The organism is Marinitenerispora sediminis (assembly GCF_003336425.1).
Lineage (GTDB): Bacteria > Actinomycetota > Actinomycetes > Streptosporangiales > Streptosporangiaceae > Marinitenerispora > Marinitenerispora sediminis.
Window position 1 is genome coordinate 44,249 of record NZ_QEIO01000009.1, and the last position, 19,122, is coordinate 63,370.

The 19,122-nt window shown below is 73.5% G+C and carries 16 protein-coding genes; 11 read left to right on the plus strand and 5 right to left on the minus strand.

Annotated elements, in window-relative coordinates:
- Positions 1-240: 240 nt before the first annotated feature.
- From DEF28_RS02880 to DEF28_RS02895, 4 genes are all read right to left on the minus strand, one after another.
- On the minus strand, positions 241-3,174 hold the full coding sequence (locus DEF28_RS02880; RefSeq protein ID WP_158562749.1) for a type I polyketide synthase: 2,934 nt from the start codon (positions 3,172-3,174) through the stop codon (positions 241-243).
- Positions 3,171-3,869 carry a class I SAM-dependent methyltransferase gene (locus tag DEF28_RS02885; protein WP_147280095.1) on the minus strand — a complete coding sequence of 233 codons (699 nt, stop codon included), beginning with the start codon at positions 3,867-3,869 and terminating at the stop codon, positions 3,171-3,173. Before DEF28_RS02885 ends, DEF28_RS02880 begins: the two co-directional genes overlap by 4 nt.
- A gap of 521 nt (positions 3,870-4,390) precedes the next feature.
- The gene (locus DEF28_RS02890) at positions 4,391-5,686 is read right to left on the minus strand and encodes a styrene monooxygenase/indole monooxygenase family protein (RefSeq protein ID WP_158562750.1); all 1,296 of its coding nucleotides are present in this window, start codon (positions 5,684-5,686) and stop codon (positions 4,391-4,393) included.
- A gap of 315 nt (positions 5,687-6,001) precedes the next feature.
- Entirely contained in the window at positions 6,002-6,487 is a 486-nt protein-coding gene (locus DEF28_RS02895; RefSeq protein WP_114397453.1) for an Lrp/AsnC family transcriptional regulator, read from the minus strand.
- Between the two features lie 230 nt (positions 6,488-6,717).
- Here DEF28_RS02895 and DEF28_RS02900 point away from each other — a divergent pair, with 230 nt between their 5' ends.
- The 11 genes from DEF28_RS02900 to DEF28_RS02950 all read left to right on the plus strand — a co-directional run bounded on the left by DEF28_RS02900 (position 6,718) and on the right by DEF28_RS02950 (position 18,334).
- Complete coding sequence (locus DEF28_RS02900) at positions 6,718-7,074, plus strand: hypothetical protein (protein WP_114397464.1); 357 nt, start codon at positions 6,718-6,720, stop codon at positions 7,072-7,074.
- A 273-nt stretch (positions 7,075-7,347) separates the two neighbouring features.
- Positions 7,348-8,409, plus strand: coding sequence for a thiamine pyrophosphate-dependent dehydrogenase E1 component subunit alpha (locus DEF28_RS02905; protein WP_114397454.1), 1,062 nt, complete (start codon positions 7,348-7,350; stop codon positions 8,407-8,409).
- 80 nt (positions 8,410-8,489) lie between these two features.
- A complete protein-coding gene (locus DEF28_RS02910) occupies positions 8,490-9,449 on the plus strand; it encodes an alpha-ketoacid dehydrogenase subunit beta (RefSeq protein WP_233515059.1) in 960 nt (319 codons plus the stop codon).
- 6 nt (positions 9,450-9,455) lie between these two features.
- On the plus strand, positions 9,456-9,794 hold the full coding sequence (locus DEF28_RS02915; RefSeq protein WP_114397456.1) for a biotin/lipoyl-containing protein: 339 nt from the start codon (positions 9,456-9,458) through the stop codon (positions 9,792-9,794).
- 26 nt (positions 9,795-9,820) lie between these two features.
- Positions 9,821-10,663 carry an alpha/beta fold hydrolase gene (locus DEF28_RS02920; RefSeq protein WP_114397457.1) on the plus strand — a complete coding sequence of 281 codons (843 nt, stop codon included), beginning with the start codon at positions 9,821-9,823 and terminating at the stop codon, positions 10,661-10,663.
- A 273-nt stretch (positions 10,664-10,936) separates the two neighbouring features.
- Positions 10,937-12,001 (plus strand): BMP family lipoprotein, encoded by a 1,065-nt coding sequence (locus tag DEF28_RS02925; RefSeq protein ID WP_233515057.1) that lies wholly within the window; start codon positions 10,937-10,939, stop codon positions 11,999-12,001.
- 281 nt (positions 12,002-12,282) lie between these two features.
- Positions 12,283-13,896 (plus strand): ABC transporter ATP-binding protein, encoded by a 1,614-nt coding sequence (locus tag DEF28_RS02930; protein ID WP_114397458.1) that lies wholly within the window; start codon positions 12,283-12,285, stop codon positions 13,894-13,896.
- On the plus strand, positions 13,893-15,317 hold the full coding sequence (locus DEF28_RS02935) for an ABC transporter permease (protein ID WP_114397459.1): 1,425 nt from the start codon (positions 13,893-13,895) through the stop codon (positions 15,315-15,317). The genes DEF28_RS02930 and DEF28_RS02935 overlap by 4 nt, the downstream gene beginning before the upstream one ends.
- Positions 15,314-16,591: an ABC transporter permease gene (locus DEF28_RS02940; protein WP_114397460.1), complete on the plus strand. Its 1,278-nt coding sequence runs from the start codon at positions 15,314-15,316 to the stop codon at positions 16,589-16,591. Before DEF28_RS02935 ends, DEF28_RS02940 begins: the two co-directional genes overlap by 4 nt.
- Positions 16,588-16,989 carry a cytidine deaminase gene (locus tag DEF28_RS02945; protein ID WP_114397466.1) on the plus strand — a complete coding sequence of 134 codons (402 nt, stop codon included), beginning with the start codon at positions 16,588-16,590 and terminating at the stop codon, positions 16,987-16,989. Before DEF28_RS02940 ends, DEF28_RS02945 begins: the two co-directional genes overlap by 4 nt.
- 73 nt (positions 16,990-17,062) lie before the next feature.
- Positions 17,063-18,334, plus strand: a complete 1,272-nt coding sequence (locus tag DEF28_RS02950) for a thymidine phosphorylase (RefSeq protein WP_114397461.1) — start codon at positions 17,063-17,065, stop codon at positions 18,332-18,334.
- A 231-nt stretch (positions 18,335-18,565) separates the two neighbouring features.
- On the opposite strand, the gene DEF28_RS02955 is transcribed toward DEF28_RS02950, so the two are convergent.
- The gene (locus tag DEF28_RS02955) at positions 18,566-18,892 is read right to left on the minus strand and encodes a hypothetical protein (protein ID WP_114397462.1); all 327 of its coding nucleotides are present in this window, start codon (positions 18,890-18,892) and stop codon (positions 18,566-18,568) included.
- Between the last annotated feature and the right edge of the window lie 230 nt (positions 18,893-19,122).

Below are 19,122 nucleotides of genomic sequence, written 5' to 3' on the forward strand. Positions count from 1 at the left end.
GGCACCCAGCGGTGCGGCCCCTGGCGGAACTGCTACCGGCGGTTCCCCGGCCTCGACGCCGCGGGCGTCCCTGGTGGCCGGGGCTGTGCCGGCCGGTCTCGGGCGGCTGGTCCCGCGGACGACCAGCGGCACCCGGCACGGGGTGCCGGCGCGGTTCCGCCCGCGCGGGGCGGGCGGCGCACGGGGTGCGCCGCCCGCTTCCGCGGTGTCCGTGTCCGCTGGGGCGGCCGGACGGGGGTGTCAGGTGGCGTGGCCGACGCGCAGACCGGTCACGGTGTCGGTCACCGTGGCCAGGTCGGTGTCGCTGTCCATGAGCAGCCGCACCGGGAACGAGGCCAGGGAGGGGTGCGCGGAGCGGATCGCGTCGCGCAGGCCGATGACCGCGACCGAGGTCACGCCGAGCAGGTGCAGCGGCTCGGTGCTGTCCACGGTGTCGGCGGAGGTTCCCACCGTGTCGGCCACGAGGCGGACCAGGGCCAGCCGCACCGCGTCGGGGTCCGGCCGGTCCTCGGCGAGAACGGCGGGAAGGTCCGCCTCCTCCTCAAGGGCGCCCTCCTCCGTCCGCTGCCAGACGACAGGCAGGACCACCGGCGGCACGTGCGCCGGCGCGGGCCAGCGCTCGGGCCGGTGCCCGGTGGTGTGCAGCGCGGCGAACTGGTGCAGCAGCGCCACCTGGTCGGACTGCTCCGACGTGGCGGCGCCGATGACGACCGCCTCGGACCGGCCGACGGCGGACAGCGTCCGCACGGCTCCGCGGGAGAGGGTGGAGCGGGCCCCGACCTCGACCACCACCGCGTCGGCCGGCGCCGCGGCGGCCAGGGCGTCGGTGAAGCGCACGGGAGCGCGGAGCTGGCGCACCCAGTACTCGGCGTCCAGACGGGCGCCCTCCACCGGCCCGCCGGTCACGGTGGAGTGGAACACCGTGCCGTCGCGGGTGTCGGAGGGCGCGAGCCCTTCCAGCGCGGCGCGCAGCCGCGGCAGCAGCTCCTCGACCGCGGGCGAGTGCGCCGGCACGTCGTGCGCGACCCGCCGGACGTAGCGCCCGCGCCCCTCCAGCGCGGCGCGCAGCGCCTCCAGCGGCTCCTCCGCTCCGCTGACCACCGCGGTCTCCGGGCCGTTCACGGCCGCGACCACGAGGGCGCCGGCCAGGCCTTCCTCGGCGATGGCCGCCCCGGCCTCCTCGGGGGAGAGGTCGGTGACGAGCAGTCCGCCGTGGGGCGCGGTCTCGGCCAGCAGCGCGGAGCGGGCCGCCACCACGCGCGCGGCGTCGCCCAGGCTCAGCGCGCCGGCGGCGTACGCCGCCGCGACCTCGCCGAGCGAGTGGCCGAGCACCGCCGCGGGCCGGTGGCCCCAGGACCGCCACTGGGCGCTCTGGGCGACCTGGGTCAGCCAGATGGCGTGCTGGGCGGTCTCGAAGTCGCCGACCGGATCGCCCGGCCGCCACGGCTCGCGGCCCAGCGCCGCGGCCAGCGCCGCGCGCGCCTCGTCCAACGCCGCGCGGAACGGCGCGAACCGCTCGTAGGCGCGCTCGGCCATGCCGGCGTACTGCGAGCCGTGGCCGGCGAACATGAACACCAGCGGTCCCGGACGGCGGGCCGCCGTGCGCGGCGCGACGACAGCGGGGTGCGGGTGCCGCTCCGCGAGCGCGCGCAGGGCGGCCGCGGCCTCGGTGGGCGTGGCGGCGACCACGGCGGCGCGCACGGTGTCATGGTCGCGGCGGTGCTGGGCGGTCGCCGCCACCCTCGCGAGGTCGGGTTCGGCGGCCACCGCGGGCGCCCACGCGCCGGCGGTCGCGGCCAGCCGGCTCTCCGAGGCGGCGCTGACCGGGATGACGTGCTCTTCGGCCTCCCTGCGGCCGCCCTCCGGAGCGGGTGCCGCCTCCGGCGCCTGCTCCAGGACGACGTGCACGTTGGAGCCGCCGAATCCGAAGGTGCTGACCCCGGCCACGCGCGGCCGGCCGGTCCGCGGCCAGGGCTCCGGCTCCGTCACCACCCGCAGCGGCAGCCGGGCCAGCGCCGGCCGCATCCGGGTGTGGTGCATGGTCGGGGGCAGGACCGAGTGGTACAGGCCGAGCGCGGTGCAGGCCACCCCCACCAGGCCGGCCGCGCCCTCTCCGTGACCGAGGAGGGCCTTGACCGAGCCGATGGGCAGCGCCGCGTCGCGGTTCTGGCCCAGCACCCGGGCGAGGCTGCGGCCCTCAGCGGAGTCGCCCGCCTTGGTCCCGGTGCCGTGGCACTGGACGTAGTCGACCTCGGCCGGGTCCAGGCCGGCGTCGGCGTAGGCGTCGCGCAGCAGGTCGTCGTGCGCGGGCGGATTGGGCGCGTAGAGCCCGGCCGGCGAGCGGCCGTCGGAGTTGGCGGCCGAGCCGCGGACGACGGAGTAGACCCGGTCGGCGTTCTCGCGCGCGTCGCCGAGGCGGCGCAGCACGGTCACCGCCACGGCCTCGGAGCGCACGTAGCCGTCGCCGTCGGCGTCGAACGGGCGGCACACCCCGTCCGAGGCCAGCACGCCGGCCTCGGAGAAGGCCGCCGTGAAGCCGGGGATCATGGTGATCTGCGCGCCGGCCACGATGGCGGTGTCGACCTCGCCGAGCTCCAGCGACTGCCGCGCCAGGTGCAGCGCGGTGGCGGAGGCCGAGCACGCGGTGTCGACCGTCATGGAGGGCCCGCGCAGGTTCAGCTGGTAGGAGACCCGGTTGGCCAGGATGGCGGGTGACACACCGGAGGCCGTGACCATGGTCACGCGCTTGGCGGGCTCCAGCACCGTGCCGGCGTGGTCGACGTTCGCCGACCCCACCCACACGCCGGTACGGGTGCCGTCCAGCGAGGAGGGGGCGATCCCGGCGTCGGCCAGCGCCTCCACGACGACTTCCAGGATCATGCGCTGCTGCGGGTCCATCTCCGCGGCCTCGTGCGCGTTGATGCCGAACACCTGGTGGTCGAACGCCTCGATGTCGTCGATGAGCCCGGCCGTCCACGGCCGGTCGGGGGACTGCGACGGGTGCAGCCGCTCGCTCATCGCCGCCCACCGGTCCTGGGGGACGGGACCGGTCAGCGTCTCGCCCTTGAGCAGCGCCTCCCACAGCCGGCCGGGCGTGTGCACGCCGCCGGGCAGCCGGCAGCCGATCCCGATGATCGCCGCGCGGGTGTCCGGATCCTTGGTGGGACGCGTCACCGGGTCACCACCCAGATGCCCACGCACCCGTCGACTCGGAAGTCGACGTTGCCGGGTTCGAAGTGCTTCTCCAGGACGGCGCGGAGGTCGTCCGCGGAGTCGCCCGCGTTGGAGAAGGTGTTCTTCTGGCCGTTGTACAGCGCCAGCAGCCGGCGTGCCAGCCAGTTCTTCCGCACGCCCTCTCCCTTGGACAGGATGGTGCAGCCGAAGAACCGGCCGCCGGGCTTGAGCACCCGGGCGGCCTCCGCCACCAGGCCGGCCTTCGCCTGGATGCCGTCGCCCCGGAACGTGTGCAGGACCATGTGGGAATCGACACTGTCCACGCTCGCGTCCGCGAGCGGCCACGGCTTGAGCGCGTCCTGCTCGTGGGTGTGGACGTCGAACCGGCTGCGCAGCTGCTCCGCCGCCACGTCGAGGCAGGTGCGGTTGATGTCGAGCAGGTGCAGGGTCCGCAGCCGGGTGTCGGCGGGCAGCTTGCTCAGGAAGTAGCCGTTGCCGGGGCCCACCGTGACGTGCGTCTGGCCGATGTGCTCGCGGTGGTTGCGGTGCAGCACCTCGTTGGAGACGCGCCAGGCGAAGCGGTGGGAGAACCGGATGACGAACGGGGTGTAGACGCGCGTGAGACCGGCGCGGCTGTACATGCCTTCGTTCTTCTCGTTGACCGTCAATTCGGCGGAAGACCAATTTTCGGGCACGGCAGAACCTCGTTTTTTGAGCTGGAAAAACTCGGACGGAAGGGATGTTCGCTCAGGTCGGCAGCCAACAGGCAGGGCGGAGAGCGCCCGGCGGCGGGCGAGGGCGGACCCGTCGCGGCGGTCCCGGCGCGACGGGCACCGGGCCGGCGCGGGGCCGCCCTTGAGCGTGTCCGGTTCCGGACACCAGCGCGGGCTGGCACGGTGACCAGCGGCAACGGCATGGGAAGGGTTCTCTTTCGTCGTAGAGGGGGCAGGTCCAGGAGTCGACGGGGAGAACGTCACTTCGCAGTGGGCATGACATGGAAAAAGACGAGCGAGATAGCGAAGAAGACCGCACAACTGCCCGTCTTGTCCCACATGTCACGGATGATCATTTTACTGATCTCACAGGAAAACGACAGGGGCGCAATACGAAAAACCCCCTTCCCGGCGGTGGATTCGCCGTTGGAGGAAGGGGGTGACGGTTGGCGACGGACCGCGAGCACGGTCCGGAACCTGCGACCGGGGGCCGGCCGGCGAGGCTACCGGGGCGGGATCGCGCCCGCCTCGGCCAGGTAGGCCCGCGCGGCCGCGGGGTCGAACATCCAGCGGGCGTAGTCGGCGGGGTCGTCGAATCCACCGATCCAGCGGTCGGCGACCGTCTGATTGGTCATGACGGCACCGATCAGCTCACCGAAGTGCTCCGGCAGCGCGCCGCCCCAGAAGCCGTCCACCATCTCCGAGAAGACCGCGGAGTGCTGGCCGCGCTCTATCCAGAACCGCTCGAAGGCCGCGGCCATGAAGGCCTCGTCGTAGGCACCGCGGTGCGCGGCGAAGGCGTCGGCGTAGACCTGCGCGCAGTAGGTGGAGTTGTTCCACCCCTGCCCCGACACGGGGTCGGAGGTGACGACCACGTCGGCCATGCCCAGGACGGGCTTGCCTGCCATCCACCCCACCGGGTTTCGGACACCAGGCCTGAATTGGGTCTGGATGGCCGAATTCACACCATTCTTCGCACCACCCACCAGATCGTCCACCGTCGCGCCGCTGAAGCGCTCGTAGACGTCGGGGAGGTGCTGGCGCAGCACCTCCTGCATCCGCTCCAGCACGGCGCCGGCGGAGCGCCCGCGGATGCCGCTCGCGTCCAGCAGGGCGCCCGGGTTGGCCAGCATCGTGATGCTGGTCGCGGGCCCCTCGTCGGTCAGCACCGGGATGAAGAAGACCTCACCGCCGTTGATGGAGTACACATCGGCGGAGGTGGAGTCCTCCCACGCCACGTCGTGCAGCATGACCTGCGTCGCCACGCGGTCGTGCGCGCCCGAGAAGCGGGTCGGGTCGGGGTCGAAGAGGGCGCCGAGCTCACCGGCGCCCACCGCGATGACGACGAGGTCGTACATCCCGCGGCCCACGAAGAAGGCGAGGTCGGACTCGGTGATGCCGTGGATGACCACCCGGCCGCCGTTGTCCTCGAAGTGTTCCAGCCAGTCCGCCATCTTCACCCGGCGGTCGACGCTGACCGCGTGTCCGCCGACCCGGCTGGCGAACTGCGAGCTGCCGAGGGAGCCGTAGAACTGGACGGCCGGTCCCTCGTCGGGCCGCAGCGACATGTTCACCCGGTCGAAGCGCGGCGCCGAGTCCTGCCACAGATCGAGCTTGGCCTGCTCCTCCAGCGCCCGCGTGAACGGCATGGAGAACTGCGTGATGGACGTGCGCCCGTTGCGGATCTCGGTGGACGTCTGGCCGGTGATCAGCGTGACATCGACGCCCTGGTTGAGCAGCTGGTGGCCGAAATACAGACCCGACTGGCCCGCACCGACGATCAGCACCTTGGGGGACATTCTCGTTCTCTCTCCCATGAGATTGGCCATGAGCACGGCGCATCGCGCGGGGATTTCCCCGGCCCGCCCGGGGCTCGCGCCCTGGAGCGGCCCGTCCGGCCCCAGGCTCCGCGCCACCTGCCGACCGTCCTGGTCGCACCGGCCTGGGGAGCCACCGCCGCACGCTTCGCACGGATGCGCCCTGCATGGTCGAAAACGCTCGAAAGCCGTGAAAGCGTTGAGGTTCCGGTACAGCGATACTCTCAGATCGCGCGCCCCCTCGCATGCGCACGGCCGCGGTCCGGTGACCGCCCGGGGCGGATCGCTCGGCCGCCCTCACTCCCCCGGGCGGACCACGGGGCGGTGCACCACCTCGTCGATGACGGTCAGCGTCTGGGTCGCGGTCACGCCGGGCAGCGCCTGCAGCCGGGTGAGGATGAGGTCGCGCAACTGGTGGGTGTCGGCCACCCGCACCAGCAGGACGATGTCGGCGGACCCCACCACGTACCACGCGTACTCCACCTCGGGGTAGGCCGAGATGACCTCCCGGTTGGCGCGCCAGTCGGGCTGGCTGCCCGAGATCAGCACCAGGGCCGTGACACCGAGGCCCATCTTGGCGTGGTCGGCGACGACCGAGTAGCCGCGGATCACACCGTCGTCGGTGAGCCGGTTGATGCGGTTGTAGGCGGTGGCCCGGGAGACGCTGGCCATGGCCGCGATCTCGGAGATACCGGTGCGGGCGTCCACGGCGAGGGCGTCGATGATCGCCTGGTCCGTGGAGTCCAGCAGCCGTCCGCCCGGTCGGCGTCCGCCACTCGTCATAACGCGCCCTCCGCCACATCTGCCCCCGTCGTCCGTGTCCGTGCGGCGCCAGAACCGGACGCCCGAGAACGGACTACCAGAAGAGACCGCCGCACGTCCGAATTTTTCTCGAATCGCGAGACGAATCGCACAGTTCGCCGGCGATTTCCCGGCACGCCACCCCACGCTCCGCGATCGGCCGCGTACCATCGTGGAATCACAGGGTCGCCGTGCGTGAGGAGGCGGTCACCGTGCCGGTCCGTTCCGTCGTCCGCGATCGGGTACGCGGATTCCTGCCCGTCGACGCCACGATCCGCTACCTCTTCCCCGCCTCCTGGCACGAGACCAGCCACTTCCTGATCGCGGTCACCGACTCCAGCGTGGTGGTGCTCAGCACCGCGCTGTTCCGCCGCTCCCGGCCGAAGCGGATCTGGCGGGTCTTCCCGCGCGACGTGCGGATCGGCCCCGTGGACACGCACCTCATCCCGACGTTCGAGCTGGGCGGCCACCACTTCGAGGTGGACGAGGAGTACATCCCGGTCATCAACGCGGCGGACGCCGAACTCGGCGGCGGCCGCCTCCCGCGCGACCCGTTCGCCGACCTCTGACCGCGGCCGGGGGCGCACGCCCGGTCCACCGCTGAGCGCACGTCGGAACCACCGCTGAGCGCACCCCCGGTCCACCACTCTCCGGCGCCGGTTCGGCACCGTGTCGGATTCCTCCCGCGCCATGACCCCACGGATTAGACGATCGCGGAGCTGTGGACCGTTTCACTGAACGATCGTCTCATATTTCCTTCAGACACTGGCATGTCTGTCGAGTATTTGCCGACAATCGTCTACATAAGGCCAGTGGCGCGGATCCGTCGGAGGGAGCACGCCATGCCGGTGCCGGACCGGACGGTCGCGGAGGTCCTGGACCCCGCCGTCCCCGACCCGATCGACCTCGGTGGCCTGCCCACCGACCTGCTCGTGGACTGCTACCGCCACATGCTGACCGCCCGGCTGCTGGACGCCGAGGCCGTCGCGCTGCAGCGCCAGGGGGTGTTCCCGGCCTACGTCTCGCTGCTCGGCCAGGAGGCCGCCCAGGTCGGCAGCGCCGCCGCGCTGGACCGCGGGACCGACTTCGTCTTCCCCACCTACCGCGAGATGGCCGTGGCGCTGGCGTTCGGCGTGGACATGGTGGGCTACCTGGCGAGCCACCGGGCACTCTGGCACGGCGGGTACTACGACCCGGTGCGCTCCCGGTTCGGCGCCGTCAACGCGGTCGTGGGCGGCCCGGTGCCGCACGCGGTCGGATGGGCCCTGGGCGAGCGGCTGCGCGGCGGTCCGGGCTGCGCGATCGCCTACTTCGGCGACGGCGCGAGCTCCGAGGGCGACGTGCACGAGGCGATGAACATGGCGGGCGTGTTCCGGACCCCGGTGGTGTTCTTCTGCCAGAACAACCAGTGGGCGCTTTCGGTGCCCAACCACCGGCAGATCGCCGGCGGGTCGGTCGCCGCCCGCGCCGCGGGCTACGGCATGCCGGGCGTCGTCGTGGACGGCAACGACGTCGCCGCCGTCTACCGCGCCACCCGGGAGGCGCTGGACCGCGCCCGCTCGGGCGGCGGCCCGACGCTGGTCGAGGCGCGCACCTACCGGCTCGCCCCGCACTCGACCTCCGACGACGCGGGCCGCTACCGGGACGCGGAGGAGGAGCGGTACTGGCGCGGCCGCGACCCGCTGCCCCGGCTCGCGCACGCGCTGCGGAGTGCCGGGCTGGTCGGGCCGGACTTCTTCGAGGCCGCGGAGCGCGACGCCCGCGGGCGCGTCACCCGCATCCGCGAGGGCGTCGCCTCCGCGCCGGAGCCGCCCGGCACCGACATGTTCGACCACGTGTTCCGCGAGCCCACGCCGGAACTGCTGCGGCAGCGCGCCGCCTGGTGCGAGGAGGAGCGGCCATGACCACCTCGGCCCCCGCGGCACGCGGCGAGCGGGACGGGCGCGCCGACGGCGCCGCTCCGGCGCGGCCCGCCGTGCTGACCATGCAGCAGGCGATCAACCGCGCCCTCGCCGAGGCGCTCGCCGAGGACCCGCGGACGCTGGTGTTCGGCGAGGACGTCGGCAGGCTCGGCGGCGTCTTCCGTGTCACCGACGGCCTGCAGCGGCGCTTCGGCGAGGACCGCGTCTTCGACACCCCGCTGGCGGAGTCCGGGATCGTCGGGCTGGCCGTCGGACTCGCCATGAACGGCTGGCGGCCCGTCCCCGAGCTCCAGTTCGACGGGTTCGCCTATCCGGCGGTCGACCAGATCGTGAACCAGGTGGCGCGCATGCACTACCGCACCCGGGGCGCCGCGCCGATGCCCGTGACCCTGCGGGTGCCGAGCTTCGGCGGGATCCGCGCCCCCGAACACCACGGGGAGAGCCTGGAGGCGCTGTTCGCGCACGTACCGGGGCTCAAGGTGTGCGCGCCGTCCAGCCCGGCCGAGGCGCACCAGCTGCTGCTGCAGTCCGTGCGCGCCGATGACCCGGTCGTCTACCTGGAGCCCAAGGCCCGCTACTGGGAGCGCGGTCCGGTCCCGGACGACGGTCCCGCCCCTCCGGTGGGGACCAGCCGAGTGGTGCGCCCGGGGCGGCACGCGACGCTGGTGGCGTGGGGGGCCATGGTGCACCGCTGCCTGCAGGTCGCCCGGCTGGCCGCCGAGGACGGCGTCGAGCTGGAGGTGGTGGACCTGCGCTGGCTCAAGCCGATCGACGCCGACGGGCTCGCCGCCTCCGTCGCCCGCACCCGCCGGGCGGTCGTGGTGCACGAGGCGCCGCTCACCGCGGGGCTGGGTGCGGAGGTGGCGGCGCTGGTCCAGGAGCGTGCGTTCCGCTCCCTGGCCGCCCCGGTCCAGCGCGTCACCGGCTTCGACGTGCCCTATCCGGCGGGGCCGCTGGAGCCGAAGTACCTGCCCACCGTCGACCGGGTGCTGCTCGCCGTGCAGCGCGTTCTGGAGTTCTGAGGCGCCATGGCCGAACACACCTTCCTGCTGCCCGACCTCGGCGAGGGGCTCGTCGAGGCGTCCGTGCTCGCGTGGCTGGTGGCCCCCGGGGATACGGTGGAGCGCAACCAGCCGCTGGTCGAGGTGGAGACCGCCAAGTCCGCGGTGGAGATCCCCTCCCCGCACGCCGGGACCGTGGCCCGGCTGCACGCGGCCGAGGGCGCGACCCTGGCGGTCGGCGCGCCGCTGGTGACGATCGACGCCGCGGCCGGCCCGGACGCCGCGGCCGGCCCCGGGATCGTGGGGACGGTCCCCGACGAGGAGCCGCCCGCGCGGCGGGTACGGCTGCGACCGCCGCCCGAGTGAGGCGGCTCGAACACGGGAGGCGCTCCATGTCCGAAACCTCGCACCCGGCGGACGCCGGTGCCCCGGTGCTCTGGCACGAGCCGGCCGGCGCGGCCGCCGCAGAGGGCCCCGGCCGCGACCGCCCGCCCGTCCTGCTCCTGCACGGCTTCGGGTCCACCGCCGAGCTGAACTGGGGCCGGACCGGCTGGCTCCGGGCGCTGCACCTGGCGGGGGCGCGGACCATCGCGCCGGACCTGCCCGGCCACGGGCGCAGTCCGCGGCCGCACGCGGCGGACCGGTACACGCCGGCGCGGCTGGTCGAGGAGGTGCTGCGGCTGCTGGACGCACTCGGCGAGCCTCGGGTGGACGTCCTCGGCTACTCGATGGGCGCTCGGCTGGCGTGGGAGCTGGCGGCCGGGCACCCGGACCGGGTGCGGCGGGCCGTGCTCGCGGGTTTCGGACCGGCCGACGTCCTCGGCGGACCCGGTTCCGGTCCAGCGCGGCAGGCCGGGCCCACCGCTCCCGCCGACGACCCCTTCGAGGGTCCGTTCGCCGAGGTCTTCCGCACGGCCGCGGCGCTGCCGCACAACGACCCGGCGGCGCTCGCCGCGTGCGCGCGGGGCCAGGCGGCGCACCCGTTCACCGCCGACCCGGTCCCGGAGGGGGTGCCGCTGCTGTTCGCGGCCGGTGAGCGCGACAGCCTCGCCGCCGGGGTCGAGACGCTGGCCGCGCGGGTCCCCGGTGCCCGGGTGGTGCGGGCGCCGGGCCGCGACCACCGCACGGCGGTGACGTCGCGGGAGCTGCGGTCCGCCGTCCTGGAGTTCCTGGCGCCGCCCGGCGACGTCACGCACGGTGACCGCACACGGGCCGCGCGGCCGGCCGGCCGGTGACCCGGAGCGGTGGCCGCCCGGTCACCGCGCGCCACCGGCCCCCGGTTCGCGCTCGGCAGGAATCGCCGTTGTGTCCGCCGCCCGCGACCAGCGAGGACGCGGATAATGCCGTCAGGCGGTCGCCGGTTGGTAACGTCCGTTTCACTCCGCTCTCGCCTTCATAACAACCTTTGGGTGGCGATTGGTGGCATTTCACGGAACGGATAGGGTCCCGCTGCATGACCCGGCGGTTACGCGCGTGTGCGAACCGCCGAGGGCCCAACGGGAGGAAGCGTGAAGCGCAAGTTCGTCGCCAAGTTCGCCGCCATCGCGGCGGCCGGCGCACTGAGCCTGGCCATGACGGCCTGTGACAGCAGCGGCGGGGGCGACACGGGGGAGGACGACGGCGGCTCTGCCGGTACCTCGGACATCCGTGTCGGTCTCGCCTACGACATCGGCGGCAGGGGGGACCGGTCCTTCAACGACTCCGCCTACCGCGGCCTCCAGCGCGTGGAGGACGAGCTCGGAATCTCCGACATCCAGGACATCGAGCCCTCCGAGGGCGAGTCCGACAGCGACAAGGAGAACCGCCTCACCCTGATGGCGGAGGAGGGCTACAACGTCATCATCGGCGTGGGGTACGCCTACGCCGAGCCGATGCGCAACGTGGCGCCGGAGTTCCCCGACGTCCACTTCGCGATCGTGGACGACGAGATCGACGACGTCGACAACATCACCAGCCTGGTGTTCTCGGAGGAGCAGGCGTCGTTCCTGGCGGGCGCGGCCGCGGCGCTGAAGACCGAGGAGGACCACGTCGGCTTCATCGGCGGCGTGGAGACCCCGCTGATCCACAAGTTCGAGGCCGGCTACGTGGCGGGCGTCGCGGAGATCAACCCCGACATCGAGGTCGAGGTCCAGTACCTGACCCAGCCGCCGGACATGGGCGGTTTCCAGGACCCGGCACGCGGCCAGAGCGCCGCCGAGGGCCAGCTCGACGCCGGGGCCGACGTGATCTACCACGCGGCCGGAGCCTCCGGCAACGGCGTGCTGGAGGCCGTCGTGGACCGCGAGGCGATGTTCATCGGCGTCGACAGCGACCAGTACCAGAACGCGTCGGACGAGCAGAAGCCGTACGTGGTGACCTCCGCCGTCAAGGGCGTGGACACCGCGGTGTTCGACTTCGTGCAGTCGGTCGCCGACGGTGAGGCGCAGTCCGGTGTGCAGCGCTTCGACCTCGCCACCGGCGGCGTGGACTACACGACCAGCAACGAGGAGCAGATCGGCGACATCCAGGAGCGCCTCGACGAGCTGAAGCAGCGGATCATCGACGGCGAGATCGAGGTCCCGACCGAGCCGTGATCCCCAGGGGTTCACGGCTGGGGGCCGATCCGGGCGGCGCGGGCGGTACCGCCCGCGCCGCGGGTCGGCCCCCGGCATGACGAGCCGGGCCGTCCAGGGAGTGTGCCCTGGACGGCCCGGTTCAGCGCGTTGGCGCCGGGGCCGACGGGGGAGGGCCGACCGGGCTCGCGCCCCAGGCCCACCACCCGGGAGCCCGCTCCCGGGTGCGCCCCCGCTGCCGACGTCGCGACCGCCGCGCGCCAGACAGGCGCGGGGCGGCCCACTATTGACCGAGGAGTGGAATGAGCAGCACGCGATCCGACGGCGGGGCGGCACCTCCCGCCGTCGAGCTGCGCGGGATCACCAAGCGGTTTCCCGGAGTCGTGGCCAACCACGACATCAACATCACCGTCGCACCGGGCACCGTGCACGCCATCGTGGGCGAGAACGGCGCCGGCAAGTCGACGCTGATGAAGACGCTGTACGGCATGCACCGGCCGGACGAGGGCGAGATCCTGATCGGCGGGCAGCCGGTGCAGCTGCACACGCCGTCCGACGCCATCCGGCACGGGATCGGCATGGTGCACCAGCACTTCATGCTGGCCGACAACCTCACCGTGCTGGAGAACGTGGTCCTCGGTGCCGAGCGGCTGCACGGGATCGGGGCGCGGGCCCGGCGGCGGGTCACCGAGCTTTCGGACCAGTACGGCCTCGGCGTCCGGCCGGACCGGCTGATGGAGGACCTGGGCGTCGGCGACCGCCAGCGCGTGGAGATCCTCAAGGTGCTCTACCGGGGCGCGCGCACCATCATCCTGGACGAACCGACCGCGGTGCTCGTGCCGCAGGAGGTGGACGAGCTCTTCGGCAACCTGCGGGAGCTCAAGCGCGAGGGGCTCACCGTCATCTTCATCTCGCACAAGCTGGACGAGGTGCTGTCGGTCGCCGACACCATCACCGTGATCCGGCGCGGCACCACCGTGGCGACGGTGGACCCGGCGGGGACCACCGCCCGCGAGCTGGCCACGCTCATGGTGGGCGGGCAGCTGCCGGTGCCGGAGCTGCGGGAGTCCACCGTCACCTCCGACACGGCGCTGCGCCTGGAGGGCCTGCGGGTCGAGGCAGCCGACGGCCGCGCGGTGGTGGACGGCGTCTCGCTGGACATCCACCGCGGCGAGATCGTCGGCATCGCCGGGGTCGAGGGCAACGGCCAGGCGGAGCTGATCGAGGCGATCATGGGGATGCGGCCGGTCGCCGCCGGGCGGATCACGCTCGACGGCACGCCGATCACCGGATGGCGGACCCGGGCGGTCCGGGAGGCCGGTATCGGCTACGTCCCGGAGGACCGGCACCGGCACGGGGTGCTGCTGGAGTCGCCGCTCTGGGAGAACCGGATCCTCGGCCACCAGACGCGGCGGCCCAACGCCCGCGGGCCGTGGATCGACCGCGCCGGGGCGCGCGCCGACACCGAGCGGATCGTCGCGGAGTTCGATGTGCGCACGCCCGGCATCGACGTCAACGCCGACGCGCTGAGCGGCGGCAACCAGCAGAAGCTCATCGTGGGCCGGGAGATGAGCGGCGACCCCAAGGTCGTCCTGGCCGCGCACCCGACCCGCGGGGTGGACGTGGGTGCGCAGGCCGCCATCTGGGACCACCTGCGCGCGGCCCGCGCCCGCGGCCTGGCGGTCCTGCTGGTCTCGGCCGACCTGGACGAGCTGATCGGCATGTCCGACACCCTGCACGTGATCCTGCGCGGCCGGCTGGTGGCCCAGGCCGACCCCGCCACGGTCACCTCCGAGGAGCTCGGCTCGGCCATGACGGGGGCGGCGCTCGACGCCTCCTCCGCCGCGGCCGCGGCCGGTGGCGCGCCGGAGCCCGGGCAGCCCGGAGCAAGCACGGAAGACGAGGCCGCGCGATGATCAAGTCCCTCCCGACCCCGGCGGTGCTCGGTGCGACCGCCGCGCTGGGCGTGCTCGGCACGTTCCTGCTGGACCTGGCGCTGCTCGCGCCCGCCGCGCTGGCGATCGGCGTCGCGGCGGCCTGCGTCGCCGCGGTGCTGCTGACGGCGCCGGCCGACGGCGAGAGCCGCGCCCTGCGGCGGGGGCTCGTCGCGCCGACGTCGCTCGTGCTCGCCGTGGTGGTCGGCCTGCTCACGGCGGTGATCGCCGACCTGTGGCTGATCGAGCCGGTCGCCTACGCGCTGGGCGCCCTGGCCGGTTCGCTGACCGGCCCGCTGCTGTACCGGCGGATGGCGACCACGCTGGCGCTGGCCTTCGTCGCGGTCGCGGTCGCCGGCGCGCTGGCGTTCGCGCTCACAGCCCTGGTCCTGGTGGGCACCGGCGTGGACCCGGGCTACACCTTCGGCCGGATGCTGAGCTACGGCAGTGAGCCCAACAGCGTGGTGACCGTCATCAACAGCGCCACCACCTACTACCTCTCGGCGGTGGCGGTGGCGATCGGCTTCAAGATGAAGCTGTTCAACATCGGCGTCGACGGGCAGTACCGGCTCGCCGCGCTGCTCGCGGCCGCCGCCGGCGCCGCCTGGGCGCTGCCGCCGGTGCTGCACCAGATCGCGATCATCCTGGTCGCGGTCGCGGTGGGCGGGTTCTGGGCCGGGATCGCCGGCTACCTGAAGGTGGCGCGCGGCGTCTCGGAGGTGATCTCCACGATCATGCTCAACGCGATCGCCACGGGCATCACCGCCTACCTGCTCAGCACGGACCGGCTGGCCGTCAACATCGGCAGCAACAACATCGGCACCGCCCCCATCCCCGAGAGCGGCTGGATCCCGGGTATCCCCACCGAGTTCATGGGCGCCGGCCGGCCGATCTTCGGCCTGACGCTGCTCGCGGTGGCGGTGGGTGTGGGGTACTGGGCGCTGCTGAACCGCACCCGGTTCGGCTTCGACCTGCGCGCCACCGGCCAGTCGGCCAGCGCGGCGGAGGCCAGCGGCGTCAACGTCCGCCGCATGGTGGTGGCCTCCATGGTGATCTCGGGCATGGTGGCCGGCCTGGTCGGCATGCCGCAGCTGCTCGGCGACTCGCACTACTACGCGCTGGACTTCCCGGTGGGCCTCGGCTTCACCGGCATCGCGATCGCGCTGCTGGGCCGCAACCACCCGGTCGGCATCGCGTTCGCGGCGCTGTTCTGGGCGTGGCTGAACCAGTCGTCGCAGATTCTGGACATCGACGGCATCCCCAAGGAGATCGCGGTGGTGACGCAGGCGACGATCGTGCTGACCGTCGTCGTGGTGTACGAGCTCGTGCACCGCTGGGGTCGGCGCTACGAGCAGCAACAGGTGGGCAGGGAGCTCGGCCGGGTGAAGGTGGCGACGTCATGACGCGGACGATGGAGCAGACGGCGCCCCGCACGGCGCCGCCCTCGCGGCTCGGCGGGCTGTGGAGGAGGTGGCGGGGCCTCGGCATCGCCGCCGCGGTGCTGGCGGCGTTCGCCGCCCTGTCGGCGGTACGCGCCTTCACGGGGCAGAACCCGCTGACCGACAGCGGCACCGTCCAGGCGACGCTGGCGTTCGCGGTCCCCATCGCCATGGCCGGGCTCGGCGGGCTGTGGGCGGAGCGGGCCGGGATCGTCAACATCGGTCTGGAAGGCATGATGGTCTTCGGGACCTGGTTCGGCGCCTACGCCGCCTGGGTCACCGGCGATCCGTGGCTCGGCCTGGCGGCCGGCGTGCTCGGCGGGGTGTTCGGCGGGCTGATCCACGCCCTCGCCACGGTGACATTCGGCGTCGACCACATCGTGTCCGGTGTGGCGATCAACATCCTCGCCGTGGGTGCGATGCGCTACCTGTCGATCCTGTTCTTCCAGGAGGCTCCCGGCGGCGGCGCCTCGCAGTCGCCGCAGCTCCCCGGGTTCCCCCGGATCAGCCTGCCGTTCGTCGCGGACGTGCTGGGGCCGCTGCAGCAGCAGCGGATCTTCCTGGTGTCCGACCTCGCCGGACTGGTCATCGGCCTGACCACCGGGATGTCGGTGATCACGCTGCTGGCGATCCTGCTGGTGCCGGCGTCGTACCTGATCCTGTGGAAGACCCCGTTCGGGCTGCGGCTGCGCTCCTGCGGCGAGAACCCCGACGCCGCGGAGTCGCTCGGCGTGCCGGTGTACCGGTACAAGTACCTGGCGGTGCTGGTGTCGGGCGGGCTGGCCGGCCTCGGCGGGGTGTTCCTGGCCATGGTGGCCTCGAACATCTACCAGGAGGGCCAGACGAACGGGCGCGGCTACATCGGCCTGGCCGCGATGATCTTCGGGAACTGGCGGCCGGGCGGGCTGGCCATGGGCGCGGGCCTGTTCGGCTACACCGACGCGCTCCAGGTGCGCGGGGCGACCGCGGCGGTGCACGCGCTGCTGCTGCTCATCGCCATCGCGCTGGTGGCGGCGGCCGTCGTGCAGTGGCTGCGCGGCCGGCGGACCGCCGCCGTGGTGGCGCTGGCGCTGGCCGTGGTGCTGGGCGTGTGGTTCGCCTTCACCGACACCCTGCCGCGCGAGCTGGTCACCTACAGCCCGCACATCGCCACCCTGCTGGTGATGGCGCTGGCCACCCAGCGCCTGCGGGCGCCGGCCGCGGTCGGCCGGCAGTGGCGGCCGAGGGGCGGCTCATGACGGCCGCGACCGAGGTGGACTGGCCGGCGTTGCGCGCGGCGGCCGCGGCCGCCATGCGCAACGCCTACGCGCCCTACTCGGACTACCCGGTCGGCGCCGCCGCCCTGGTGGACGACGGGCGGACCGTGGTGGGCTGCAACGTCGAGAACGCGTCCTACGGCCTGGCCCTGTGCGCCGAGTGCGGCCTGGTCTCGGCGCTGCGGGCGAGCGGCGGCGGCCGGCTGGTGGCGTTCACCTGCGTGGACGGCGCCGAGCGGCTCCTGATGCCGTGCGGGCGCTGCCGCCAGCTGCTGTGGGAGCACGGCGGGGCGCCGCTGCTCATGGACACCCCGCAGGGGGTGCTGACGCTTGCGGACGTGCTGCCGCAGGCGTTCGGCCCCGAGGACCTGGCACGCTAGACCGGATCCGGCGCGCGGTGTGGCAGCCCCGCACCGCGCGCCGCCACGTATCCGAGGACCGAGAGGAGGCCGGATGGACGTCATCGACGTCATCGTGGCCAAGCGCGACGGCCACGAGCTCACGGCGGAGCAGATCGACTGGGTGGTGGACGCCTACACCCGGGGCGCGGTCGCCGAGGAGCAGATGTCGGCGCTCACGATGGCCATCGTGTGGCGCGGGATGACCCGTGCGGAGGTGAGCCGCTGGACGGAGGCGATGCTGGCCTCCGGCGAGCGGCTGGACTTCTCCGACCTTCCCCGGCCCACCACGGACAAGCACTCCACCGGCGGGGTCGGCGACAAGATCACCTTGCCGCTCACGCCGACCGTGGCCGCGTGCGGTGCCGCGGTCCCGCAGCTGTCCGGGCGCGGCCTCGGCCACACCGGCGGCACGCTCGACAAGCTGGAGTCGATCCCGGGCTGGCGGGCCGATCTGACGCCCGCCGGGATGCGGGACCGGCTGCGCGACGTCGGCGCGGTGATCTGCGCGGCCGGCAGCGGCTTGGCGCCGGCGGACCGCCGGCTGTACGCGCTGCGCGACGTCACGGGGACGGTGGAGTCGATCCCGCTCATCGCGAGCTCGATCATGTCGAAGAAGCTCGCCGAGGGCACCGGTTCGCTGGTCCTGGACGTCAAGGTCGGCTCCGGGGCCTTCATGAAGGACGCCTCCGCCGCCCGGGAGCTCGCGCGCACCATGGTGGCGATCGGCACCGACCACGGCGTGCGGACCGTCGCGCTGCTGACCGCGATGGACACTCCCCTCGGCCGCCAGGTCGGCAACGCGCTGGAGCTGGCCGAGGCCGTCGAGGTGCTGGCCGGCGGCGGCCCGGAGGACGTGGTGGAGCTCACCGTCACACTGGCCCGCGAGATGCTGGCGGCGGCGGGCCTGACCGCCGCGAAGGACCCGGCCGAGGCGCTGCGCGACGGCACGGCGATGGACGCCTGGCGCCGGATGGTCGCCGCCCAGGGCGGCGACCCCGACGCCCCGCTGCCCACCGCCCGGGAGCGGCGCACGGTGCTGGCCGCCGCGACGGGCACCCTCACCCGCCTGGACGCCCACGCGGTCGGCCTCGCCGCCTGGCGCCTGGGCGCCGGCCGCGCCCGGAAGGAGGACGCGGTCGCCCCCGGCGCCGGCGTCACCCTCCACGCCAAACCGGGCGACCCGGTCCGCGCGGGGCAGCCGCTGTTCACGCTGCACGCCGACGAGCCGGAGCGGTTCGACCGCGCGGCCCAGGTGCTGGCGCAGGGGTACGAGGTCGACGGGGAGTACGACCCGCTGCCCCTGGTGATCGACCGGGTGGGCTGAGCGGCTTCCGCGTTCGCGTGGGCACCGTACAGCCGGCGGCTGGCCATGGCCGGGATCGGGAAGCCTGGGGTCGGCCTCTCCTTCCTCTCCCGAAGGTCGTCCGGGAGCCGCCGCGCATCGGGCACGCTCCTGAGAGCCGCTCTCGCCAATGCCTCGGGTGATGAGCCCGGCCGCCCGGCCCCGGCGCATGGGGATCGTCCACGTGTGCGGCGCTGACCGCGGGTGACGGCCTCAGCGCGGGCCGAGCCTCGGGCGTGGCTCGTTGTTGGCGCGTGAGCTCCCGGCCGCACGGTCGGCGAGCTTGCGACCACGCCCCGACACGCCCAACAGGCGACGGCGTGCCGGCAGGTCGGGTTCGTCGGCAAGGGCGGGGACCATGACGGCGTGATGGCGGACGGCGGTATCGACGTGGTGGCGGTCGATGAGGATGCGGTTGAGTTCCCCCCCCCCGTCAATGTTGGCGATCGTGTCGTTGGTGAGGCGGGAGCACAGTTGCTGAACGAGGTCACGGGTGGCCGCCGTCAGGGACAGATCAGCCATGAGGAGGCGGTCGCTCATGGGCAGGTCTCCGGCCAGTTGTTGCGTGTGGTCGGCCGGATGGACGCCGCCACGCGCTGCGGTGCACCGGGTTACCGGCGAGAACGCCCGGCACGGCACTCCATCATGGCGGTGCAAAGGGAGAGTGGCGCCTAGGGAGTGTTTGGAAACTGTTTGAAACTGGGGCAATCAGCGTCAGAACAGTAACCGTGCGCGTGTCGATCCCGGGCATGAGTGAAGCCTCCGGTACA